Origin of the sequence: Gottfriedia solisilvae (genome assembly GCF_002128405.1) — a bacterium.
Taxonomy (GTDB): Bacteria; Bacillota; Bacilli; order Bacillales; family Bacillaceae_G; genus Gottfriedia; species Gottfriedia solisilvae.
Genome location: NZ_NETJ01000003.1, coordinates 217,248 through 243,382 on the forward strand (window position 1 = coordinate 217,248; position 26,135 = coordinate 243,382).

General features: G+C 33.1%; 14 protein-coding genes. 12 read left to right on the plus strand and 2 right to left on the minus strand.

Going from position 1 to position 26,135, the window contains the following annotated elements; all coding sequences use genetic code 11:
- The first annotated feature begins 83 nt into the window (after window positions 1-83).
- Together CAB05_RS10325 and CAB05_RS10330 are read left to right on the plus strand one after the other, a co-directional pair.
- Window positions 84-1,505, plus strand: a complete 1,422-nt coding sequence (locus CAB05_RS10325; RefSeq protein WP_087999759.1) for a SpoVR family protein — start codon at window positions 84-86, stop codon at window positions 1,503-1,505.
- A 246-nt stretch (window positions 1,506-1,751) separates the two neighbouring features.
- Window positions 1,752-2,486: a YwaF family protein gene (locus tag CAB05_RS10330; RefSeq protein ID WP_235821427.1), complete on the plus strand. Its 735-nt coding sequence runs from the start codon at window positions 1,752-1,754 to the stop codon at window positions 2,484-2,486.
- 267 nt (window positions 2,487-2,753) lie between these two features.
- Here CAB05_RS10330 and CAB05_RS10335 read toward each other — a convergent pair whose 3' ends face one another.
- On the minus strand, window positions 2,754-6,746 hold the full coding sequence (locus tag CAB05_RS10335; RefSeq protein WP_087999760.1) for a S8 family serine peptidase: 3,993 nt from the start codon (window positions 6,744-6,746) through the stop codon (window positions 2,754-2,756).
- 627 nt (window positions 6,747-7,373) lie between these two features.
- On the opposite strand from CAB05_RS10335, the gene CAB05_RS10340 reads away from it, so the two are divergent.
- The 9 genes from CAB05_RS10340 to CAB05_RS10380 all read left to right on the plus strand — a co-directional run bounded on the left by CAB05_RS10340 (window position 7,374) and on the right by CAB05_RS10380 (window position 19,946).
- Window positions 7,374-8,837, plus strand: a complete 1,464-nt coding sequence (locus CAB05_RS10340; RefSeq protein WP_087999761.1) for a flavin monoamine oxidase family protein — start codon at window positions 7,374-7,376, stop codon at window positions 8,835-8,837.
- A gap of 868 nt (window positions 8,838-9,705) precedes the next feature.
- Window positions 9,706-10,899, plus strand: coding sequence for an epoxide hydrolase family protein (locus CAB05_RS10345; protein ID WP_087999762.1), 1,194 nt, complete (start codon window positions 9,706-9,708; stop codon window positions 10,897-10,899).
- Between the two features lie 641 nt (window positions 10,900-11,540).
- The gene (locus tag CAB05_RS10350; protein ID WP_087999763.1) at window positions 11,541-12,311 is read left to right on the plus strand and encodes a response regulator transcription factor; all 771 of its coding nucleotides are present in this window, start codon (window positions 11,541-11,543) and stop codon (window positions 12,309-12,311) included.
- Window positions 12,308-14,035 carry a sensor histidine kinase gene (locus tag CAB05_RS10355; RefSeq protein ID WP_087999764.1) on the plus strand — a complete coding sequence of 576 codons (1,728 nt, stop codon included), beginning with the start codon at window positions 12,308-12,310 and terminating at the stop codon, window positions 14,033-14,035. Before CAB05_RS10350 ends, CAB05_RS10355 begins: the two co-directional genes overlap by 4 nt.
- Window positions 14,036-14,271: 236 nt before the next feature.
- A complete protein-coding gene (locus tag CAB05_RS10360; RefSeq protein WP_087999765.1) occupies window positions 14,272-15,879 on the plus strand; it encodes a spore germination protein in 1,608 nt (535 codons plus the stop codon).
- Between the two features lie 10 nt (window positions 15,880-15,889).
- On the plus strand, window positions 15,890-16,984 hold the full coding sequence (locus CAB05_RS10365) for a GerAB/ArcD/ProY family transporter (protein ID WP_268876407.1): 1,095 nt from the start codon (window positions 15,890-15,892) through the stop codon (window positions 16,982-16,984).
- Window positions 16,977-18,071 carry a Ger(x)C family spore germination protein gene (locus CAB05_RS10370; protein WP_087999767.1) on the plus strand — a complete coding sequence of 365 codons (1,095 nt, stop codon included), beginning with the start codon at window positions 16,977-16,979 and terminating at the stop codon, window positions 18,069-18,071. The genes CAB05_RS10365 and CAB05_RS10370 overlap by 8 nt, the downstream gene beginning before the upstream one ends.
- Before the next feature lie 643 nt (window positions 18,072-18,714).
- Window positions 18,715-19,629 (plus strand): LysR family transcriptional regulator, encoded by a 915-nt coding sequence (locus CAB05_RS10375; RefSeq protein WP_087999768.1) that lies wholly within the window; start codon window positions 18,715-18,717, stop codon window positions 19,627-19,629.
- A 95-nt stretch (window positions 19,630-19,724) separates the two neighbouring features.
- Window positions 19,725-19,946, plus strand: a complete 222-nt coding sequence (locus tag CAB05_RS10380; protein ID WP_087999769.1) for an aspartyl-phosphate phosphatase Spo0E family protein — start codon at window positions 19,725-19,727, stop codon at window positions 19,944-19,946.
- Window positions 19,947-20,181: 235 nt separating this feature from the next.
- On the opposite strand, the gene CAB05_RS10385 is transcribed toward CAB05_RS10380, so the two are convergent.
- Window positions 20,182-20,640: a hypothetical protein gene (locus CAB05_RS10385; protein WP_087999770.1), complete on the minus strand. Its 459-nt coding sequence runs from the start codon at window positions 20,638-20,640 to the stop codon at window positions 20,182-20,184.
- Between the two features lie 411 nt (window positions 20,641-21,051).
- On the opposite strand from CAB05_RS10385, the gene CAB05_RS10390 reads away from it, so the two are divergent.
- Window positions 21,052-26,052 carry a pullulanase X25 domain-containing protein gene (locus CAB05_RS10390; protein ID WP_087999771.1) on the plus strand — a complete coding sequence of 1,667 codons (5,001 nt, stop codon included), beginning with the start codon at window positions 21,052-21,054 and terminating at the stop codon, window positions 26,050-26,052.
- Window positions 26,053-26,135: the final 83 nt, after the last annotated feature.

The following is a 26,135-nucleotide window of genomic DNA, read 5'->3' on the forward strand; positions in this document are numbered from 1 at the left end:
TTAAGTAGTGAACTAACTATTCGTTTCATGAAATGACATTTCTGTTCATAGAATGATGATAGAAGAGACAGGAGGAGAGTGTGATGAAAGCAAGCGAATATAAAGCCTTGGAATATGCGATTGATGAAATTACGGAGATTGCGAAAGGATTTGGGCTCGATTACTATCCAATGAGATACGAAATTTGCCCTGCAGATATCATCTATACTTTTGGCGCATATGGCATGCCAACACGATTCTCTCACTGGAGCTTTGGTAAGCAATTTTATAAAATGAAGCTTCACTATGACCTTGGATTAAGTAAAATTTATGAATTGGTCATTAACTCAGACCCTTGCTATGCATTCCTTTTAGATACAAATTCCCTGGTTCAAAATAAGCTTATTGTTGCACATGTATTAGCCCACTGTGATTTCTTTAAAAACAATGTTCGATTCTCTAATACGAAAAGAGACATGGTTGAAAGTATGGCAGCAACAGCTGAGCGGATCAAACAATATGAACATTTATATGGAAAACAAGAAGTCGAAACGTTCTTAGATGCGGTTCTATCTATACAAGAACATATTGACCCATCACTAATACGTCCCAAATTAGCTTATGATTTAGAAACTGACTTTCCATTAAAAGAGAAAAAGCGAGTTACCCCTTATGATGATTTATGGAATATGGATGCAAGTAAAGAAAAGAGAAACGATTCAAATCTTATTCCAATTAAACGTAAACAGTTCCCACCTCAACCCGAAAAAGATATCCTCTTATTTATAGAAGAATATTCAAGAGAATTAGAAGAATGGCAACGAGATATTTTGACGATGCTCCGTGAAGAAATGCTTTATTTCTGGCCCCAGCTGGAAACGAAAATTATGAATGAAGGCTGGGCAAGTTTCTGGCACATTCGAATCATGCGTGAGTTGAATCTTGATTCAAATGAAGCTATTGAATATGCAAAACTTAACGCAGGTGTAGTCCAACCATCAAAAACAAGCATCAATCCATACTACTTAGGTCTTCGAATGTTTGAAGACATAGAAGAACGTTATAATAACCCAACAAGAGAAATGAGAGAACTAGGGATAAAACCAGGAAGTGGTCGAGAAAAAATGTTTGAAGTAAGAGAATTAGAATCTGATAGCTCTTTCCTACGAAACTACTTAACGAAAGAACTTGTGATGAGAGAAGACATGTACTTATTCCAACGCCAAGGAAAAGAATATAAAGTCATCGACAAAGCGTGGGAAGCAGTTCGAGATCAGTTAGTCGTCAGCAGAGTAAATGGCGGGTTCCCTTATATAGTGGTTCAAGATGGAGATTACTTAAAAAATGGTGAGCTTTACTTGAAACATTCTTATGAAACGATGGAACTCGACATTAAATATGTAGAAAAAGTTATGCCATATATTCATCAACTTTGGGGTAGAGGTGTACACTTAGAGACAAATATCGAAGGGAAGTCAGTGTTGTTTAGTTACGATGGAAAGAATATTCATCGAAAATATATTTAAACCAACCAGACTGTCTGAATCTCTTAGTTTTTGCACTTTGTAAACAAACTGAAACCACCTTAGAGTAGGTGGTTTTTCTCTAGCTATATCTATTTGGGTCTTATGATATACAAGGTTAATAAACTCTTTAAAATGAAAAAAACTTCCTTTCAAAACAACTAAGAAGAACATTAGATTCGTGTGAACTAATACTTAAGTTAATTTATCTAATAAGTATGAACACGAACGAATAGTAAGGAGGGTGACATGATCCTAAATGTTGCTGAGATGGGATTTTATGATCTTTTCTCTATTTCCCATATCGTTACACTAATTGTATTTTTTACTTTATGTTTTGTTGGAATCATTTACAGAAATAAAATTGAGCCTTATAAGAAAGCAATCAAGTGGATCCTTTTTATTACTTTACTTTCATGCTTGATCGGTTTTCAAATATACCTTGTTTTAATTGATGGTTGGAAACCGAAATATCTTCCTTTACAACTGTGTTCATTCAGTGCGTACTTTGCATTGTACTTATTCTTGAAAAAAGATAAAAATATATTTAATATCTTATTTTTTATTGGCATACTACCTCCGATTCTAAGTATGCTAACACCTGATTTGGTATACAAGTTTCCTCATTTTCGATTTATTAGATATTATCTTCAACATTCAGCAATTCCTTTATCGGTCTTATACTTTATCCTCTTTGAAGGGTATAGAGTTTCAAAAAAAGCCATTTGGTCTACCTTTATCTTTTTGAATATACTTGCTGTGCCAATTTATATGTTGAACATGGTTATTGATACAAACTTCTTTTTCTTGATGAGTCCGGCACTAGAAAGCAAAACCTTATTAAACTATTTCGGAAATGGGATCATGTATTATGTTAATATTGAAATCGTTGCAGTAATCTCGCTTTATGTAACTTATTTACCAATGGGAATTTTAAAGAAAAAAGAAAGAGAGAGTTTGATGAAAGTTGAGGTAGAAGGATAAATACTTTAAAAACCACCTTTTTAGAGGTGGTTTCATTGTGTAGTTAAAGTCGAATACATACATTATTAATAATGTAATATCGCACCAATTATTTTATTTCTATTTATTTAGAATGGAAAGTTACTTCATTAAATAAAGCTTATGAATTTCTCTTGTACAGAAAACAACACTTATCATACTCTTCATAAAACAAGACAGTTCACCTTACCAAATTATAAGGTGAACATATCTTATAAGCCTCTATTAAATACAGGAGAGTTTTATAGTTTAGTTGAATTTATTTACCTTTATTTCAATAGATTTTTTTTCAATGTTTCCTGCCTTATCTTTAGCTTGAATATCAACTGAATTTTTACCTTTCACTAAAGTAATTGTATGTTTGAATATGCCTTTTGAATCGACATCAATTTGCTGACCGTTCACATACACACTGTCTAGATAATCGTCTTTGGCTGATCCATGTATAATATAATCAAAGCCCTTTACAGAATCTATATCCTTAATAGAAATAGTTGGATTCTTTTGATCTAGGGTCACTTTAACAGATTCTGAAGGTTCTGTTTTACCATCTTTTGTTACAGATACAGCAGTGATATTATTTGATCCATCTTTTAACTTAATAGGGATAGAAAAAGTACCATCAGCTTTTGAAGTTCCAGTTGCTATGTCTTTTCCATTATTTTGAATGATTACAGGACTAGATGGTATTGCTGTTCCTTTTACTTCAGTTTGAGATTGATTCGTAAAAGTATTATTTAACGGTTTGTCAATTACAGGGAAGGGAATTGAATTATTTGTGATCGCTCTAATCATCAAATTCCCAAAATATGGATCTGTATTTTGGGTCCATACACCTCTATATAAGAACCAATTACGTTCATGGAAAGTACTACTTTTATCAACCGCTAAACCTGGTGGAGGAAATTCGGATTGAATATAGGTTAAATAGAAATCCCCATTAACAATAATGTTCTTATCTGCTAAATCAACATAGGTCCATTCTCCATCTGTCCTAGCGTTTGCGTTAATTGGTCCTGTGATTTTCTTACCTGGACTACCATTTGGTCCGCTAGAATCATAGACTGTTACTTGGAATTTTGTTGCACCTGGTGTAGGACGTTCAGTATTTATTTTAAATAATCCCGCCGATAACCATGCTTTTTTGACACCTGGATTTAATGACATTTTTACTGCAAACGCATCATTTATTGCACCAGGGTAGAATATTGAATTTTCTTCAGTTCCATCATCGTATCCAATTTCACCCGTATAGCCAATATACTTTCTAAGCTCGATTTTCTCATTCGTTTCTTTATTAGGTTTAATTGTAATTACTATATCCTCGATTACATAATTGGAATTAAATACGTGCAAAGTATAGTTCCCTTCAAATGCTGAAATCGTAAAACGACCTTTGCTGTCTGTTTTAACAGGGAAAATAGCAGCATCTTCAACTAGTGAAAGGGTTGCATTAGCAATTGGTTTCCCTGTTTCTTGATCCTTTACAACGCCTCGAACTTCACCTTTACCCAACGGGTTAAGGGTGAAATTGGATTCAATCACTCCATCTTCCGGTATAGAAACAAGCTGATCTTTAGGCTGGAAACCATATGCCTCGGCACGTAGTGTAAATTCACCCGCATTATGATTCATGATATATGATCCATCGGCTGGGTTCGTTGAAACAGAATACCCTGAATCTAAAACTGATACTTGTGCCCCTAATGGTATTAATTGTTTAGTTTGGTGTTGATTGATGGAAACATTCTCTTGATTATGATTAACATTCTTTTTGATATGAATCTCTGTTTTATATGGAGCTTGCTTTTGTGTTGAGAAAAGTGGACTTTCATTTAATGAAATATCATCAATTGACCATCCGGACTTATCTGTATAATCAAATCCAGTTTGCAATCCTTGCATATAAAATGAAATGTAGATTCGTTTTCCTGCGTAGGCAGATAAATTTACTTCTCGATCAATCCACCCATGGGATGAATAATCTTCATTTAAATGTTCATCTCTAACTGGTTCCGTTTTACTTAAGGATACCCAATTTTTTCGATCTGTTGAAATTAATACTGCACCATAATCATCAGGTCCATCAATTCCTGAAGGATTAAAATCATACCAATGCTTAAACTGTAAATATGCATTTTTATTTTCAGGAAGATCGATAGGAGGCATGTACAGATAAGAATATGTCTCGAATGCATGCGCTCCTTCTAAATTCGTCCCAAAAACTTTTTCACCCGAATAAGCTTTATCAGGTTCGGAAAGAGAAACACCATATTCCCAATCATTATTTTTTCCTTCTGAATACCAGCCCTCAGGAGTACTTTCAAGATTATTGAAATAACCAAGCGTAATAGCCGATTTAACTTCGACATTGTAAGTTGAAGAAGTAGTTTGATTTTGGTTATAATCTGTAATTTTCCAATAATAACTTAGTTGACCTTTTTTAATATCAGAACCAGGAATGATAGCTTCATAGGTTGCATTTTTATGGTCACCAGAACTCTTTGTAGCAGTAATTGATTTCCATTGGTTATTTTCTGTTAAATAGGAAATTGTCACCGTATTGATACTAATATTATCCTGTACATTTACATTGAAAGCAGTATTCTCTCTGTCATAAATAAATTGAGGTGACGTATGTTCAAATGTTGGTGTCGTTTTATCGATTCCCTCACCATGAACTACACCCTTAATGATTCCGCTTCCAGTATGAGAAGACTTAATTGCGTTATATACGTTGACAAATCCGTGTCCGAATCCAGAGTTAGGCGTGTTAGGATATTCTGTATTTGATAATGGTATAGCGGTATCCATCAATAAATTTTCAATTTGTTCAATTGAAAGTGATGCATTAGCTTGCTTTACTAAAGCAATTACACCAGATATATGAGGTGTAGCCATTGATGTTCCACTCCAACCATCTTCATAATCACCTGTAGGAACGGCAGAGCGAATATTCGCTCCTGGTGCAGACACATTTGGTTTTGTCTCTTCATATGGTCCCGGACCACGAGAAGAGAAAGGAGCTAAAGCGTTTTCGAAATCAGTTGCTCCGACTGCGAATGATTCAGGGTAATTTGCAGGAGCTGAAATGGTACCTTCACCATAATAACCACTATTACCTGCAGCAAATACCGGGAAAATGTCTGCAGCTCGCCAGCTTTGTACCATTGGACGATACCATTCATCTAGTCCAGCTCCACCGCCCCAAGAATTATTAACAATGTCTGGCGCAAGTTCCGGATGGGGATTTCCTTCATTGTCTTTTGGTGCTAACACCCATTCACCTGCTTCAATTAAATCAACATCTGTTCCACCATTTGGAGCAAAGGCTTTAACTGCAATCCATTTTGCACCAGGAGCAACACCAATTTGGTTGCTACCATTAGGCTCTGATCCGACCATTGTGCCAACAGTGTGAGTACCATGCTTTATATCATCATATGGAGCGTCTTTTCCATTTACAGCATCAAACCAGTTTGTTGAATGATTCACCTGTTCTGGTGAATTTGCATCAAAGCCACGATACTTCTCTTTTAATGCAGGATGATCCCATTGCACACCAGTATCGATACTTGCTACCACAATACCAGTTCCATCAATTCCCATTTTCCAAACTTGAGGTGCTCCAACTCGTTCCACACCCCATTCAACTGTATTAGAATTTACATTTCTATTAGTTGAAATTTTCATAGTTTTTTGAGGTGTAATTAATTGTCTAGTCTCATTTGGAAGAATTTTAGCAACTTCTGAATATGTAGAAAGCTCCTCCATTACTTTTTTCGATCCTGTAACTGCAATCGAATTGACAATATAGAAAGATTGAAAGCTAGTAACCTCTTTATTTTGTTTAGCTTTTTCTAAATACTCTAATAATCCACTCTGAGTTTCTAATGCTGTATTTCGTAAGCTAGAAACAATCGCTGAACGGACTAGTAATTCTGTTTTAGCTGCTGTTTGCTTTTGCATTTTCGCAGTATTTTCTGCATTGAAAGCTACTTTTTTTGAATCTACTTGATCCTTTAATTTTAGTAAAAAGGTAACTTTTTCATTATCTTTAAATTGCTGAAATAATTTTTTAGCTACTTTACTTTCAGCAGTAACTTGGCTAGTTAAAATGGGTTTACTTGATTCGTTACTATCTAGGGCAAGTGCATAATTCGGAAGGAATAGGTTGAAAAAGAGAATCATAGATAGTAGGATGCTTAAAATTAACTGACTGACTTTTACATTTTTTCTCAAAAAAAAATCTCCTTTCAAATACAATATTTTTTTTACACCACATACCAAATGGTGTAAACAATTGCGAAACGCTAATACCTCCTTTTAAAATATTGCAAGACTTGGCTTAATGTTATTAGCGTTCAGAATTTTTAACAATACAGAATTTTCAATTAATATTATTGATAAATTAAATGATAATGATATTCGTAGATTGATAGAGAAAAAACCGTGATTTTTGAACTAAGTATGATTGAGGTACTTGCTAAATTACGGAGAAAGCACTAGTTCTTCGATTAATAGCCTTTAGTGTTGCTTTATTACGAATGATTTATAAGGTGCGAGAGACTCCAATGGGAGGATCGGGAAGGCTGTGACTTGTAGGCTTGCGGGGGTGAATCAGTTCTGATTTCAACTTCAGGATAGTCCTTTTCCGTGGGGAGTGACTAGAAAACGCATGTTTTTAATATAGCTTTACCTTTTCAAAAATAAGTGGATGTAAGTTAATTTTTTGTTAATCAAATATGAAATGATGATTCGGCAAATCCATGGGAGTCATGCATTAGTACCTAGGGCCCTTAAAATTCTAAATATGGTTAGAAGCGAATAAAATTTAATAAACCAAATTAACAGAGAGAGTGGGTTCTTATGAGATCAATCAGTAGTCTATCCAATGAACAGTTGATTTCAATCATACGTAATGGATTACCGAAAACCACTACTCCAAAACGTATTTCAATTGTTGGTGCAGGATTGTCTGGATTAGTAGCGGCTTCTTTATTAAAGGATTCAGGTCATCAAGTAATCGTATTAGAGGCAAATAATCGAGTAGGTGGGAGAGTATATACAGAGCGTAAAGCATTTACTCATGATCAATACATGGATTTTGGTGCAATGCGTATCCCTGAAACACATCAACTTGTTATCGAATATATCAATAAATTTAATTTACCGATAAATAAATTTATTAATACTACAGCTAATGATTTGTTTTATGTGAATGGTGTTAAAACGACAAAAGAGAAATATGATCAAAACCCAGATATTTTAGGTTTTCCGGTATCAACTTCTGAAAAAGGCTTAAATTCTGATCAACTTTTAAATTTAGTTATTAACCCGATTATTGATTATATTAATCAAAACCCTAAGGTGAACTGGGAAAATATTATAAATAACTATGATCAATATTCTATGGACCAATTTTTAAAATATAACCCGATTGGTGTTTCATTGTCACAAGGTGCAGTTGAATCAATTAAAGCGAATGTGGGAACAAGAGGTTTTCCGGAATTGGCATTTACAGCGATTTTTAGAGAATTTATGATTTTTTTCTCCAACCCTACTTTTTATGAAATTACAGGAGGAAATGATCAGCTACCAAAGTCTTTTCTTTCTCAATTAAAGAATCATATTTTTTTTAGGCAGAAGATGACAAAAATAGTGCAAGAAAAAAATCAAGTCATCATTCATACCATAAACGAAAATAGTAATGAAACATTTCAAACCTCATCAGATTATGCAATTATTACTGTACCATTCTCAGTACTTAACTTTGTAGAAATCTTACCTCATCATTCATTTTCATATAACAAATGGAGGGCGATTAGAACAATTCACTATATGGCTTCTACAAAGGTTGGATTGCAATTTAATTCGAGATTTTGGGAAAAAGAAGGGATATATGGAGGGATGTCAATTACTGATCTCCCTATAAGATTTTCTTATTATCCTAGTAGTGGTTTAGGTTCCGAAGGGCCTGGAATCATTGTAGCCAGCTACACCTGGGAAGATGATGCTTTATACTGGGACAGTTTGTCTGAAAATGAACAGATACAGCAAGCTTTAAAAAATTTATCATACTTATTTGGTAATCAAGTATATACAGAATTTATTTCAGGATTCACTTATAGTTGGACACTTGATCCATATGCAGCTGGGGCAGTTTCAATGTTAAAACCAGATCAATTGAAGGAACTAGGACCTTATCTAGCTACACCAGAAGGCAGAGTACATTTTTCAGGAGAGCATACATCATCAACCCCTGGGTGGATGCAAGGTGCAATTGAATCTGGTATTCGAGTAGCTTTTGAGATAAATGAATTAATAACTTGATGATGAAGAATCTTTAATTAATTATCAAATCTACAACTTAAAAGTTATTCTAAATAATGTCTAAAATAATTCTCTTGCTAATTTGTAAATGCAAGCTTAATGAATAGAGGCTATGAAACTATCCATAGCCTCTTCTTTGTTGTCCCAAAATTTTTACACTTATAAAGAAGTAAAAATATGCGAGGTTATTTCTATGCCCTAAAAAAATAATCTTAAAATAATCGTAATCTTATCATTACTTAATTCTAGGGCTATTGATTGATAATTTATTATCACGAGAACAGAACAATCCAAACATTTATCTGTGTGATCATTGGGATACATTTGATATTCATTACAAAACACATGATTTTATTATAGTTTTACCTATTAAAATTCAATGGTTCATATTGACTATTTCTAATAGAATAACATCGAGCTTATACTTCTGAAAGAAATCAGTTGGTACTACATGATAAACAACACGAGAATTTACTTTAGTTTAAAGGGAATATCTTTTGGTTAAAGTTTCATGTAATTCAACGATTTAGTGAAATATTTGCGAGCAATCAGTTAAACGTCGTTTGTCTAATACTCATACTGCTTTAGGATGACCTTCAATTGTAGATTGAAATGGACATTCAACGGAGATGAATGTTTCCTGAGGTCAGTTACCTTGCAAATACCATGATTCGTTGGCAAAACATGATCTTGGAACGATATTTTAAATTCATCTGGATTGAACCTTTAATGAATAGTAATGCGTGAACTTATTATGGAAAACCAACAGAACTTTTCGCTGCATAACTCCGCACGGCTTTCAAAGTCCCGCACTAGTTAGCTAGATCAATGACAAACCTAAAAATACAATCAAAAGGAGTTTAACAACATGACAACAACTACAGAAAAAAACGCTATTCGTCCATTTCATGTCAATGTTCCGGAAGAAGAACTGATAGAATTACGCAGACGTATTAACGCTACTAGATGGCCTGAGAAGGAAACGGTATCGGATCAATCACAAGGCACGCAGCTAGCAACGATTCAGGAACTTGCTCGTTATTGGGCGAATGAATATGACTGGCGTAAGATCGAGGCGAAGATAAACGCCCTGCCTCATTTCATTACCGAGATTGATGGTTTAGACATTCATTTTATCCACGTTCGTTCAAAACATGAAGATGCTATGCCAATCATTATTGCGCACGGATGGCCAGGCTCTATCATTGAGCAGATGAAACTTGTCGAACCACTTACTAATCCTACGGAACATGGTGGAGATGCATCGGATGCTTTCCATGTGGTGATTCCATCGATGCCTGGCTACGGATTCTCGGGTAAGCCGACTACGACAGGCTGGGATCCTACTCGTATCGCACGTGCTTATGGAGAGTTAATGAATCGACTAGGATACACGAAATATGTGGCGCAGGGTGGCGATTGGGGTGCGATTGTCGTTGACTTTATGGGCGTTCAGGAACCTGAAGGTCTGATCGGCCTGCATACTAACATGGCAGGCGTGATTCCGCCAGAAGTTGATGCGGCGATCTGGTCCGGTAACCCGCTGCCACACGGTCTCTCAGAAGATGAGAAGAAAGCGTGCGAGCAAGTTGGCGAAAATAAATTCGCCTACGCAGGCATGATGGGAACGCGCCCGCAAACGCTGACTGGACTGGTGGATTCGCCTGTCGGTTTGGCAGCCTTTATGCTTGACCACGACTGGAAGAGTCTTGACTTGATTTCGAGATCTTTTGCTGGAGTGAAAGAGGGCCTAACTAGAGACGACGTTCTTGACAACATTTCGCTTTTCTGGTTTACGAATTCTGGTGTTTCCGCGTCTCGTCTATACTGGGAGAACAGCAAAGCTGGACATTCCTTCTTCGCCGTCAAAGGCGTCAAACTCCCGGTTGCTGTCAGCGTCTTTCCAGATGAGCTTTATGAAGCACCGAAGAGCTGGGTAGAAAAAGCGTACCCTAATCTTATCCACTTCAACAAGCTTCCTAAGGGCGGACACTTCGCAGCATGGGAGCAGCCGGAGTACATCACTTCTGAACTTCGCACGGCATTTAAGTCACTACGCTAATCGGAGTCAGTGGATTATGCATTAAAGAAACTCGTAGTCCAACGCCCTTGACTGCATTATTGGAGATCTAACGTCGATACCCGACAAACAATTTGGATTGTAGAAATAGGCTAAAAGAGCTACCAAGATAGCTGCTCGATATGATACTAATCGTTTGGCGGCGTACTAGTAACAGAACAAACGGTCACGATCGATTAGTAGTGAGCACATCCGTTTGTGCGATTCCCCCCGCTTGATCGGCGCGTATCTGTGTTAGTATCGTCTCCAAACGCATAGTAGTTCACGTTCAATCAAACATGGGTATACCGTTTTAGCATGACGAGAACAACTTGCCCAAATCGATAGGCTAAATAAGTCTTATTGGCAGAGTTTGGAGTATCGGTATGATGGAAGAATCTAAGCTGTGTAGTATTTGAATAAACAATTGTTAAAAAGAGGCTATGAATTTTAATCATAGCCTCTTTTAGTTGTCCACAAAAAATTACTAACTAATTAAAATGTCAGTATTTACAATTACAAAATTACAAGAAGAAGGTTATGGATATTTAATAGATTTTGTTAAAAACTAATAAAAGTTAGATCATATGATGATCTGAATGATTTTAAATGCATTAATCCTATTTCATAAAAAGGAGGAAAGCATGTATAAATTGCTAATTGTAGACGATGAGCCAATCATACGACAAGGTATTCGAAAGTTTGTTAACTTTGAAGAGTTAACTATAACGGAAGTATATGAAGCTTCAAATGGAAATGAAGCATTAAAGAGATTTTATGAATATACGCCTGATATAGTGCTACTGGATATTAATATGCCTAAACTGAATGGCTTAGAGTTTGCAAGAAAAATAAAAAGTATCAATGAAAATGTATTGATAGCAGTTATTACAGGTTATGATTACTATGAGTATGCGGTAACTGCATTAAAAATTGGAATTGATGATTATATTTTAAAGCCTGTTTCAAAAAATGATATTCAAGAACTTTTATCTAAATTAGTGAACAAGTTAAAAGTAAGATTGAAAAAGGAAGAAGTGAATCTACTTGTAGAAGGAATAATAGAAAAAAATACGATAACTGGAGAATATAATTACAAAGATAAAATTATTAAAATAATAGAAGAAAATGAATCAAATCCTTCATTTTCATTACCATTTTTAGCTAATGAATTAAATATAAGTACGGGGTATTGTAGTAGTTTATTTAAAGAATTATTTGGAATTTCTTTTAAAGAATTTGTTATAAGAAATCGATTAGAAAAAGCAAAGATATTATTATTAAGTTCTGATTTAAAAATATATGAAATTAGCGAAAAAGTCGGATTTGATGAGCCAAATTATTTTAGTACTTCATTCAAAAAGAGATATGGAGTTTCTCCAAATCAATTTAAAGAAAGAATAAAGGATCAATGAAAAGAAAAAGATTGAAAGTACAAATTGCTTATACCTATATAATCATTAGTCTACTTACATTATTGATTATTGGTAGTTTATTGTATTATCTTGTCTCAAATTTAATATTAAAAGAGTCAATTCAATCTACAAAATCATCGGTTAAAAAAAGTGGGACATATATAGAAATGTACTTAGATAAACTAAAGAATGTTTCTGATTTAATCATTGAGAACAATGAAGTAAAAGACTTTATTAAGAATGGAAATAAGAAAAGTGAAATAAATGCTATGCGTTTTCTAAATGTTGTTAAATCCTCCGATTCATACATAAAATCGATTCTAATAGTAAGTAAAGATGGAAAAGTCCTTTCAAATGAACGGGATTTATCAAAGGATATGAATTCCAATATGATGGAAGAATCTTGGTATGTTTCGGCTATAAAGAGTAATAATACGCCATTCCATTCATCACTACGCTTGCAGAAATTTCCAATGAAAAAAAATAATTGGGTAATTTCAATGAGTCGTGAAGTAAAAGGGGTAAATAATAAACATTTAGGAGTATTATTAATTGATATTGAATACAAGGTCATTGAAGATTATTTAAATGAAATATATTTAGGTAAAAAAGGGTTTGCATTTATCTTAAATTCAAAAGAAGAAGTTGTTTATCATAAAGATCCAACTTATTTTGGGAACAAAAAAAAAAGAGAATACCTAGTTAAAATAAAAGATATGAAAGAAGGCTACACAAGGAGCAAAAACGTTTTAACTGAGCATTATAAGGTAAAAAATGCTGATTGGTTAATTATAGGAATAAGTTTCTTAGATGAGTTATCCAAATTTAGAAACCAGTTAATTATTACGATAATTTTAGTCGGAATTCTAATGCTTTTAATTATTATTATCAGCTCTACATTACTCGCCAATCGAATTACTAAACCAATTTATCGACTTGAACATTTGATGAAGGTTGTAGAAAAAGGTGATTTTAATATAGATTTCACTGAAAGTACAAATGGAAGTATTGAAGTCTTTAGTTTATCAAAACATTTTCACAAGATGGTTTTAGAAATTAAGAATTTATTAGTTGAAATAGAAGAAAAAGAAAAAAATGTCAGAATACATGAATTAAGTGTGTTGCATAGTCAAATCAATCCACATTTTTTATATAACACACTTGATACAATCGTCTGGATGACAGAATTTGAAGAAAAAGAACGTGTTATATCTATAACAAAAGCACTCGCTAAATTTTTTCAACTTTCGTTGAGTGGAGGAAATGAATTTACTACAATTCAAAATGAAATAGAGCACGTTAAACAGTATTTATTTATTCAGAAAGAAAGATATGGAGAAAAATTATCATATTCCATTGACTATAACCCTGCATTAAATGATGTGAAGATTCCTAAAATATTATTACAACCTATTGTCGAAAATGCTATTTATCATGGAATTCGAGAATCAGATGAGAATGGGGAAATTACGATACGCTTAGAAAAAGATCATAAGGACATTTTATTTTTCATTCAAGATAATGGAATTGGCTTTGATACAACCAAATTGAATGCAATTAACAAAATGAAAACAGCAAAACTTGGTGGTATAGGGATATCTAATGTAAATAAGCGAATTAAACTTTACTATGGTGAAAGTTATGGAATTAGTATTCAGTCCATTATTGGTAAAGGTACTAAAGTTATGATTCGAATTAAAACCCTAAAAAGTGATTCAATATAAATAGTATGAGTTTAAAACTACTAAGTTTCGTTAAACAAAAGTTTTATTTAAAAATATAGTAAAGAAGGGCAGCAAATCTTAGGATTGCTGCTTTTTAATATTAGGAGATAAAAAATTGACTAGATATATGAACTTATTGAACTAATCCATCTATTTTGTATAAGTGTCTAAATACATATTTGTAAAATTAATGGTAAATAATACAAATTATACTGTTTTAAAAGGTAGGTACTAAAATGGGTCGCTTTCGAGCAATAATCAAAAGGATTAAGATTCTCTTACAAAAGGCTACAGATTTTATAAATCTATATTATATGCATCAAAAGAATCGTAATATACAAGCTTCTAATGAAAAAAAAACAATTACTGAAGCCTCTAATGAAAAAACAATTACTGAAGTTTCTTATGAAAAAACAATTATTGAAGCCTCTAATGAAAGTACTATTATAGAAGCTACTTATGAAAAGACGCTGACAGAATTAGGGAATAGTTTTGACCTTGTTCATCGTTCATTTAATCAGGATGAAATTCACATTATTTATTTAAACTCATTAGTAGATTCCAACACATTAGAGTGGGAAATACTTTCACCCTTAAGAGAAATGTCATCATTCAATAATTTCGAAAAATCGTTTCAACAATCACTGTTTAAACGAGAAAATAATCAAGAAGAAGTATTAAATGGAATATTAGATGGTAATGTAGCATTGTTCATTGGGAGGAATACATATTTAATAAATGTATCAGGATCCGAGGAACGTGCCATTGCACAATCTGAATCAGAAACTGTCATAAGTGGGCCTCATGATTCTTTTAATGAGGCATTAAAAACAAACGTATCGTTGATAAGAAGAAGAGTCAGAAGTCCTCGCTTAAAAATGATTAAGTTATCTGTTGGGGAAATTTCAAAAACAAAAGTTCTTTTAATTTACATTGAGGGTATTGCAAATATGGATATTGTGAATCATCTAAAAGTGAGGATTGAATCTGTTAAAGTTGATTCCATAACTGACTCTAATGTTTTGATTCAAATAATAGATGATCATCAAAATTCGCCATTCCCACAATTTTATACGACTGAAAGGCCAGATATAGCTGTATCAAAACTATATGCTGGAAAGATAATCGGACTTGTCGATGATAGTCCAAACATTTTTTGTACTCCTTCTAGTTTCTTTGATTTTTTTGAGTCACCAGATGACTATAATCAGCGTTGGATTATAGGAACAGGGGTTAGGATTCTGCGATACATAGCTTTATTTATTACATTAATACTCACAGCTTTTTATGTCTCTATCTGTACGTATCATTACGAAATGATTCCACAATCACTACTTCAAAGCATTATGCAGTCTAGGAGTAGAGTTCCTTTTCCGCCTATCGTTGAAGCTATATTTTTAGAAGTTGTCATTGAACTGCTAAGGGAAGCGGGTGCTAGACTGCCTACAAAAATTGGTCAAACAATTGGAATTGTAGGCGGTATTGTAATTGGCCAAGCAGCTGTTGAAGCTGGGATTACTAGTAATATCTTAATCATTGTTGTAGCTGTATCGGCCATTGCTTCATTCATCGTCCCAAGTTATATTATGAGTGCTTCCATTCGAATGGTTAGGTTTCTATTTATTATAATGGCAGGATTTATGGGGAATATTGGGATTTTTTTCGCTTTAGGTATATTAACCATCCACATAACAGGATTAACAAATTTATCTTCACCTTATTTTATGCCGATTTCTCCAACCTTTTTCAAAGATTGGATGGATAGTATTGTGAGAGGGCCTTTTTATAAAATAAAGAAGGGGCAACCAGCGATGCAAAACGATGGTGAAAAAGAGAGGAATTAATGGTGATCATATGAAGGAACGACTCCATCCATTTCAATTATCTATACTAATCTATATGATTCAAAATGGTCTTGTCTTGTATAGTTTACCTCGGTTTATTGCCGAATATTTCGGAACAAATGGCTGGTTAAGTATTATTTTCATTTTCGTACTCGTTAATATTAATATTATGATGATTGCAATCATTTATAAGTTGGGTAAAGGAAGGTCAATTTTTGAAATCATTGAGGCGACGGTTCCCAAATGGGTAATGGTGCCCATCTATTTGTTTATTATTGGTATTTGGATTGGAATGGCAAGCATGATTATGAGGGCATATATCTTCGTATTTAAAATGATGTTTTTTCCAACTTTACCAGTCTCACTTTTTGTCATTTTATTTATTATTCTTTGTTTCCAATTATTAAGAGGTGGAATCTACAAGATGACTAAAGCAATTGTTGTTTTATGCGCTATCGTGCAACCGATGCTTTTTTTGCTTTTTTATCTTATTCCAGAATTTGATTTTGCACGTTATACGACTTTCTTTTTTAAAGGAGAAACTGATTTTTTTAAGGGGGCACTTCATGTTTATACAGCATTTTTGGGTATTGAAGTTTCCATTCTTTTTTTCCCTATGGTAGAAAAAAAATGGACAAAGGCTCTTTTTATTGGAAATCTTCTGACCACGGTAGGCTATTTACTTGTCACTGCTATATGCTTTGGCTTTTTTAGCTTCAATCAAATAATAAATGATTTATTCCCAGTTATGACATTGTTTGAATATACAGAAGTTGCTTTTCTTTCACGAGCAGAAAATCTCTGCTTTTCCGTTTTTGCTTTCAAGATATTATCAATAAGTGTAATTTATTTCTGGGGAGCTCAGCAAATTTTTGGAAATATGACGAAAAGGGTTAAGCCTAATTTTTGGATATTCATTATACTAGCAAGTGGTTTTATACTTGCATTGATCCCAGATTCCTTGGTGGATGTCGAAAAGTGGTTAAAGTGGCTGAGTTATTGTGCAATTGGTATAGCTTGGGCATTACCTATCTTTGTGTTATGCATCCTTTTTACTCAAATTCTTCTTAAAAAAATGAATAATAGGGAGACAGATCATGCTTAATAAAATTACTGTATTGTTCGCAATAAGTAGTTTGTTTTTAACAGGTTGTGGAGGTAGTAATGTTATTGAAGATTTAGCAATTATTCAATCAGTTGCTTTCGATTTGTCGGAAACTAAAGAAAATCCTATAAATATAACTGTCCTATTTCCAACTGTTTCTAAAGAAGGAAAGTTTGGTACTCAGACTATAACTGCAAATGGAAAATCATCTCATGACTCCTTCATTAAACTTCAAAATTTAACAAATTTAAAGCTAGTTGGAGGGCAGAATACGGTTCTCTTTGGGGAGGAACTATCAAAAAAAGGACTTATAAATATTGTTGAGACGCTTACAAGTGATCCAGAAGTCGGAACTCGCACTAAATTTGCGATTGTGGAGGGAAAAGGAGAAGAGCTTCTAAAAAAAAAGATACCATCAGTACCAGATAATGCTGAATACCTTTATACGTTCATTGATAAATTAGCATCTCAAAATAAAGTTTTAAATACAGATAAATATCGTTTTTTAAGAGATTATTATGACGATGGTATTGATCCGGTTTTACCAGTTTTTTCATATAAAGGCGAGAATATAGAATTAATAGGATTAGGTACTTTTAAAGGAGATCAATATGTTAAACTCCTAACTTTAAGTGAAACACAAATCCTTAATTTATTAAGCGGAGACATCAAAAATGGTAGTTTAATGATGAGTATTCGTGATGAAGAGTCAGGAAAAAATGATCAGCTTTTGTTAAGTGATATCATTTCTAAGAATGATAAAAAAATAAACACTAGTAAAAGAAAGAATATGTCGGCTGAAGTAATTCTAGATTTAAAAGGAAGCGTCCTTGAATACACAGGTAAAATGGATTTGAGTAAAGAAAAGTATCAAAGACAATTAGAAAATTATTTAAAAACCAATTCAAAAAAGCTGTTTATCAAATTACAAAAACATCAGACAGATCCTATTGGAATAGGAACTTTGGTACGTAATCATTTAACTTATGAAAGATGGAACAAGATGAATTGGAATGAAGTTTACTCAAACCTGAATTTTAAAGTTAAAGTAAACGTAGATTTGGTTAATACAGGGAAATCAAAATGAATTCGGATATGAGTAGAAATCCATTCTTTACATTTAATAAGCAGATAAAATGACAATGGCAACTCAATAGAGTTAATAACTTTTTAGATAAGGAAGTATTTGAAAGGAACACATTCGTTACTTTGGAATGTGTTCTTTTTCTTTAAAATACTTTTCATAATCGGTATCCTATCAAGGAGTCTTACTTCAATTGAATAGGAGTTGATTGGAATGAGAGAATATACTAAAATCATTTCATTAAAAATATGAATCATTCTAATCGAAAATCTTGTATTGTTATAAGATCAGAATCCTCTTAATATTAAGCGTAACTGTATGAAAGCTGGTAGAAACATTAGAAGCATAAATATTATTAAAGTTTAAAAGAAACCAGAAATTAGGATAGTTATAGTTGAAAAAATTATAGGAAAAGATAATGAAATTACTTTTTCTGATACTGCAAAAAATGATAACTTAAGTAGTGTGCTTATAAAAGGTAAACAGATTGCTGATTCAGTAGGAACTTTCAAAGAGCGTGTTTGCATAGAAATATAAATTCCTCTACAAAATGTATTAATTTTTTTTACTAAATATTTTCTAATTATTTTGAAGTATTTACGAATTGCACCCTAACATGATGAAAATGAAAAAGTTGGTGAAAAAAATGGAGCTGAAACAATTAGAATATTTTATGGCAATTTGTGAGGAAATGCATTTTACAAAAACTGCAGATAAATTAAGAATTGGGCAACCTACCTTAAGCTATCAAATCAAAGCCTTAGAAGAGGAACTTGGTATACGACTTTTTGATAGATTAGGTAAAAAAATAGCACTTACTGAAGCAGGCAAAATTTTACTAGAACATTCACAGCAAATTTTTAATATAATCAAAAGTGCTAATGATCAATTACAGGAATTACAAAAACTGAATAGAGGCAAGTTGATAATCGGTGCACTTTCAGGTGATTTAAGTCATATTGCTTCTATGGCATTACTAGAGTTTCATGCCATGTATCCACAAATACAGTTGCAGTTTTTTGTGCTTGATGATGTTATTGAAAAAATAAAACAAAATGAACTGGATCTAGCATTGACAATCATGCCGAAAGAGGATGACGGATTAAATATCATTCCTTTATATGAAGAGGAATTTTGTCTAGTCGTACATTCGGAGCATTTATTAGCAAACAGAAACTATCTAGATTTAAGTCAAATAGAAGATATACCATTCATCTTAAACCCTAGAGATCATTCTTTTAGAAAATGGTTTGATGATCTATGTGGAAACCAAGGCATATTGATAGAACCAATTATTGAATCGTCTGATATAAAATCAATCGTTAGTCTAGTGAAGGAAGGTAGAGGAGCTACAATCCTATCAAGGACACTTTATAATTTAGAGGATAATGGAAGTTTGAGAGCAATTCGGATCAAACCAGCTCTTCAAAGAAAAGTAACAATAATCCACCATAAAGAAAAGCATATTGGAGCTGCCGCTAATATCTTTAAAAATTTATTAAATTCATATATAGAAAAATATAGTCGCATAGATAGTCTATTAAATGATTTATATAAATAAGACAATGCATTGCGATTTTAGAATTTTAATGAAACATGGTCAGTGGTACACCTTTATAGTTTCTTGGAATTTCATCTGAGGACTAAGAGGTTACAGTGGTTGATGAATTTCTAATTATTTTTAAAAGAGGTAATTTGGGAATGCATAAAGAAAAGAAATTACTGGAAGAAATTGAAAAACAACGGTTAGAAATGATCAATTTAACTCTTCAATCTTCCCTGTCTTCTCAAGAAGTCATTCAAATTAGTCAAAATTTAGATTGTTTATTAAATAAGTACGATAAAAGTGTAAAGGAAAAGACTAATGGGCAGCGATAATAGGTTTAGTTAATAATATTCAGTGGCTATTCAAACCTATATAACAATGAGTATTTTTGAAAAAAGAAAGATCATTCATCAACATGAAGGAACTTTTGGTAACCCGATAATCAGTAATAACATCATCTTTTATTATCGCAGAGTTTGAAATATATATAAAAAGCCACCTTCTAAGGTGGTTTTTCATTTTTTTATAGTTTGGTTTCTATGTTGAACTTTATCATTTGAAGCATTTTTACGTACTGTATTCCTGTAATGAAATATGAAAGATTTTACGTTCAACCCTACCTTTATGACCGATAATTCTGTACCAGTTTTGCCCAATATAAAAAGGTGTTGAAATCATTTTTTCTATATAATCGGAGATCATTTCAATTGGTTCATGAATTTCATTTTTACAAGACAAAGCAATGACAAAATAAGAGTTATCATCCTCTAACTCAAGTAACCTAAGGTGATAATGACCAATCTGTTTTTCATTGAACTCTTTTAATACTTTTAATATGCTTTTATGAATATCTATTTCATAGTCAATTGCATCTTTCCAGTTTGCTATAAGGGGGTCATTAAGAGAAAGTGTCAGAATATAATAAGAGGCATAATCCTTTGGGTTAAACTCTTCATTTTCAACTTTTTGTTGATCTTGAGGTGGAACAACAAATTTTTTATAGTTTGCAAAAAAGTTTTCACTCATGTCTCATACCTTCTTTCTTATGAAAATTTCTCTTATAGAAGTTGTATTTAGTATAGTCCTCTACATCAAATTCAGTAGTTTTCGTTGGATTCCAATTCTCCAGCAAACTACCAACTGCCTTCTGGAACCTGAACTATTATTTTAGTTTTCCCTAATCACTCCAAAAATACACCTGAGTATACCAATAGAAAGTTGATTAATGTATGCATTCGATTGCAAATGTTATCTAGAAGTATATGAAAAATGTAGAAACTTGACTAATAGTACTTGTTGAACAAACTATATTTTCAATCGATAATTAGTTTATACACATCTGCAATTTGTTTATTTACCAAAATGAAAGCGGTTGCATTAGTTGTGTGAGTCAAATTTACGAGATGTTTTCTATATTAATCATTTGGAGGGAAGAACTTGGGGAGAAGGCAAATTTCTATTTTAGTTGTTTTAATGTTAGTCGCACAGATCGTTTCGAATTTTGTTGTACCAACTCATCATGTAAATGCAGAAGTTAAAACAGTAACACTTGTAGGTGATTTACAAAGTGAATTAGGGGCAAGTACCGATTGGGATCCATCAGATTCTAAAACAGTCCTGACAAATCAAGGAAATGGGTTTTACACTTTTACAGGTTCGCTACCAGCAGGAAAATATGAATATAAAATTGCTATTAATGGTAGTTGGGATGAAAACTATGGAAAAGATGGAAGCAAAGGAGGAGACAATATTGTGTTAGAGCTTAGCACGGACTCAAATGTTACATTTTATTATCATGCTAATACTCACAAAATTGCAGACTCTTCTATTTATACACCAATAGCTTCAGATAAATTACCTAGAATAGTAGGAAATATTCAACCGAGTATTAATCATGGGGGAGAATGGTCTCCATCAGAATCTAATGCATTTTTATTGGATAATGATTTCGATAATGTGTACACATATATTACACAAGTCCCAGCGGGAAATTACGAATATAAAATAATATTAGGAGATAATTGGAATACAGCGGCAGCTTATCCAAATTCGAATGCGAGTTTAAATGTAGTTTCTAAACAATATTATTTATTTTCATATAATGCTAGTACAAACGAAGTAAATGCAGTAGTGACAACAGCTCCTCCAACAAACTCACGAATAGTAACACTCGTAGGTAATGTTCAGAAAGTACTTGGAAATTCAGGTGATTGGGATCCCACAGGGATAACAGTTATGAACCAGATAGGTGATGGACTATATACTTTTACAGGTACACTACCAGCAGGCGATTATGAATATAAAGTAGCAATTAATCAAACATGGGATGAAAACTATGGTGAAGATGGTAAAAATATTGCTTTACATTTAGAACATGATTCTGAGGTAACATTTTATTATCATGATGGCACTCATAAAATAACTGATTCTACAAAATATAATGCACTTCCAATTGAAAAGACGCCGAGACTAGTTGGGGATTTGCAAATTCCGATCGGTGAAACTGAGAATTGGTCACCAAGTAATTCTAAATTATATTTAACAGATTATAACTTTGACGGTATTTATGAATTCTCTACAAATATTCCTAAAGGAAAGTATGAATATAAAATAACACTAGGGAATAGCTGGGATGAAGCTTATCCAAGTTCGAATGCTTCTATAAATGTCTTAGATGATACAAAAATTACATTCTTTTATAACCGTCAAAATAAAACTGTTTATACAGATTATAATCCAAATGGGCATGACGGATTAATAAATAAAGATATGATTTATCACGATACTTGGAAAGAAGAATATCGACAACCGTTTGGTGCGGTAAGTGCTGGAATACCTGTTACTCTTCGTTTTTCAGCAAAAATGGGTGACCTAACACGTGCTAGCGCTTTTGTAAAAAACAATTTAACGAGTAAAACAACCATTTATAAAATGAATAAAGTAGGCATAGATGAAAGGGAAGGAAAGCAAGTAGAGTATTGGGAAGTAACATTTGTACCAGACAGTGTTGGAGTATATGGTTATAAATTTTTATTTGGTGATGGAAGTAATACTGCTGAATATGGAGAAAGTGGAGCAGAAGGAAAAGATGGGATTGCTGTAGATAAAAATGCTGAGTTATTTCAGTTATCCGTTTATGATCCATCATACCAAACACCTGATTGGATGAAAAAGGCAGTTGTTTATCAAATTTTCCCTGATAGATTTAATAATGGAAATAAGAAAAATGACTATGCTAAGAAAAATGGACGAGGGCCTCAATTAATTGAACATCAAACAGATTGGAATGCATTACCGGACAATCCTAGATTAAAAGACAAAAATCCAACAGGGTACACTGGAGATGGGCAATACAGTAATGACTTTTTTGGTGGAGATATTTTTGGTATTGAGCAGAAATTGGATTACTTACAATCCTTAGGAGTAAATACGCTTTATTTAAATCCAATTGCTTTAGCACCTTCGAACCATAAATATGATGCAACGGACTATAAAGAAATAGACCCAATGTTTGGCTCACCAAAGGAATTCAAAGAATTTGTAAAATCTTTATCAAAACGTAAAATGCATTTAATTTTAGATGGTGTATTTAATCATTCCTCAGACGATTCGATCTATTTTGATCGATATAATAAATACAAAACGGTTGGTGCTTATGAATATTGGTCCACTATCTATGATTTAATGAATTCAAAAGGAATCACTCAATCAGAAGCTGAGAAGCTAGCGGTTGCTAAATTTAATAAAGAAGGACAAGAATTTAGTCCATATGGGTTCCAAAATTGGTTTTCAATCGAAAATAAAAAAGTGATTGATTCAGAAAATAAATTAGAGCATTATGCTTATGATGGTTGGTGGGGTTATGAAAGTTTGCCAGTATTTAAATCTATTAATGGTAATAAAGTTAATCACTCTTCAGAATTAAATAATGAAGCATTCACTAACTATATTTTCTATGATAAAGATTCTGTTGCTAAGACTTGGATTAATAACGGATCATCAGGTTGGCGTTTAGATGTAGCAAACGAAGTAGATACAGACTTTTGGCGTGAATTTAGAAAAGAATTGAAAGCATTTAACGAAGACGATAATCAGTGGGAACATTCCAAAACATTAGAAAAAAATGAAAAGCCTTTAATTTTAGGTGAAATTTGGGACGATGCTTCAAAATATCTTTTAGGGGATCAATTTGATTCAGTCATGAATTATAGATTCCAACGTGCTATTTTAGATTTCTTAAAAAATGGAAAAGCTGATCAAACCATTCAATCGTTAACTGCAATTCAAGAAGATTATCCAAAAGAAGCGCAATATGCATTAATGAATCTACTTGGATCACATGATACGTCTAGAGCTATTTTTGTTTTGGGAAATGGTAGTGATTCATTCGAACGTGCTGAGGATGATCCGAATTATAACTATTCGATTGGAAAAGCAAGATTAAAGTTAGCTTCAATTATCCAAATGGGGTATGCTGGTGCACCTACTATTTATTATGGAGACGAGGCAGGTCAAACCGGTTCTAAAGATCCAGATGATCGCAGAACTTACCCGTGGGGGAAAGAAGATAAAGATTTAATAAAGCACTATCAAAAAATAGGGAAAGTTCGTCAAGAGTATCAAAATTTATTCTCAGAGGGTACTTTAGATAACGTATACGGAAAAGATGATGTGTATGGTTTCGTTCGTACTAATGAGGATAGAGCCTCTCTGGTTATGATCAATCGTTCAAACGAATCAAAAACTGTTGAAATTGACATAAAGGGACTAATTCCAAATGGTGCTACACTTGTTGATCAATTAGATTCAACATACTCAGCAAAAGTATCAAATGGAAAGATAACTGTGACAATTCCTGCATTATCGGGAAGAATGACAATTTCAAATAAATTAGTGAAACCTTCAGTTTCAATAAGCAATTTAACAGTACAAGAAGGTTCTCAAACTGCAACTTTAAATTGGAAAGGAAATGCTGATAAATATATCGTTTACCAATCCAAGTTAAATGGGGCATTATTCCATAAGGTTGGAGAAGTGAAAACAAATACATTTGTAGTAAATAATTTAACTAATGGTCAAAATTACTACTTTAAAGTCATTGCGGTTGATGATTTAGGAAATGAACTTGCAAGGATTATGACAAGTGTCCCGGCCGTTCCACATTATTCATTAGATAAAGCAGTGTTAACCTATCAGGAACTTGTAAAACAAGGAGAATTGGATCTAGCAAAAACTCATAATGTTTCAGCTGCAATTTCAATACAAGGTGTAACAATGAATCAAGCTGAGGGAGTATCTGCTCGATTAGCAGTGAAATTAGAAGGGGTGACTCTAGTATATCCAGCTCAATTTGTAGAAGCAAAGGATGGGGTAAATACATTTACATCAAGCTTCAAATCATTTAAAGCAGGTAGTTATACGTATTATATGCAATTTAGTTCGGATGGTGGAAGAAGCTGGATCAATGCAGAAAATCAGAATGTAACCTTAACGGAAGGAACATCAGTATCACCAGCAGATTCAGTTAGTATAGAACAGCCTGTTCAGGAGTCAGGGCAAGTTAACTTAAAATGGCTAATCAATAATCCTAGTACAATTGATGTACCATATTTAATTGCAATCGAGAAAAATGGTGTCATTGTTGATACTGTAAGTGCATCAACTTCCACATATAAAGATTTTGATGTTGAAAATGGAAAAACGTATAACTATAAACTATACGTCTATAACCAGAAAGGAAAATATGTTACGTCTAATGAGGTTATCGGAAAACCAGATATCGTAATGGTACAAGTAACATTTAAAGTACATGCTCCAGAAAGCACAAACTTAAATGACAAGGTGACAATTCCAAATAGTATGAACGGCTGGGATACAAATGCTTGGGAAATGTCACATAATGGTGCGGTAACAGCAGATTGGGAATACACTGTTGAATTACAGGAAGGCACTGAGATTACGTATAAATATGTCAGAGGTGGAACGTGGGATCAAGAAGGATTACCAGATCATACACCAAATACAATGACTGATGATGATATTAGTTTATATGGTTATGGTGCTATTGGTACTGATATGAAAATCATCGTTCGAAATGATGGGGGCAACAAGATGACAATAAGTGATAATTTGTTCCGATGGATTGATCGACCAGTAGTGGTGACTACACCATTTTCTCCTATTAGTGAAACAACCAATACATCAATTGATTTTAAAGGTAATGCGATTAAAGATGGAATTCTAAAAATAAATAATCAGCTCGTAGCGATTAATGCAGATCAAACCTTTACAGCTAATGTTCCACTTAATATGGGCGTAAATACGATTACTGTATCAATTGAACCATCGGAACAAGCTAAAAGTAGTATTTTCAAAAATGATGGAGATGCTATTAAAAAAGCTACAAAATCGTACACATATACGATTACAAGGAAATAATAAAAATCTAAATGATATATGAATGTAGTTAAAGCTGAAGACTAGTCTTTGGCTTTTTCTAATTTTAAACTTTCAATTTATGA

What these genes read in the sequence shown, in the direction of transcription:
- CAB05_RS10375 (WP_087999768.1), top strand. Translation starts at nt 18,715, where the DNA reads ATGGAGCTGAAACAATTAGAATATTTTATGGCAATTTGTGAGGAAATG.
- CAB05_RS10345 (WP_087999762.1), top strand. Translation starts at nt 9,706, where the DNA reads ATGACAACAACTACAGAAAAAAACGCTATTCGTCCATTTCATGTCAAT.
- CAB05_RS10330 (WP_235821427.1), top strand. Translation starts at nt 1,752, where the DNA reads ATGATCCTAAATGTTGCTGAGATGGGATTTTATGATCTTTTCTCTATT.
- CAB05_RS10340 (WP_087999761.1), top strand. Translation starts at nt 7,374, where the DNA reads ATGAGATCAATCAGTAGTCTATCCAATGAACAGTTGATTTCAATCATA.
- CAB05_RS10350 (WP_087999763.1), top strand. Translation starts at nt 11,541, where the DNA reads ATGTATAAATTGCTAATTGTAGACGATGAGCCAATCATACGACAAGGT.
- CAB05_RS10365 (WP_268876407.1), top strand. Translation starts at nt 15,890, where the DNA reads ATGAAGGAACGACTCCATCCATTTCAATTATCTATACTAATCTATATG.
- CAB05_RS10360 (WP_087999765.1), top strand. Translation starts at nt 14,272, where the DNA reads ATGGGTCGCTTTCGAGCAATAATCAAAAGGATTAAGATTCTCTTACAA.
- CAB05_RS10385 (WP_087999770.1), bottom strand. Translation starts at nt 20,640, where the DNA reads ATGAGTGAAAACTTTTTTGCAAACTATAAAAAATTTGTTGTTCCACCT.
- CAB05_RS10355 (WP_087999764.1), top strand. Translation starts at nt 12,308, where the DNA reads ATGAAAAGAAAAAGATTGAAAGTACAAATTGCTTATACCTATATAATC.
- CAB05_RS10325 (WP_087999759.1), top strand. Translation starts at nt 84, where the DNA reads ATGAAAGCAAGCGAATATAAAGCCTTGGAATATGCGATTGATGAAATT.
- CAB05_RS10370 (WP_087999767.1), top strand. Translation starts at nt 16,977, where the DNA reads ATGCTTAATAAAATTACTGTATTGTTCGCAATAAGTAGTTTGTTTTTA.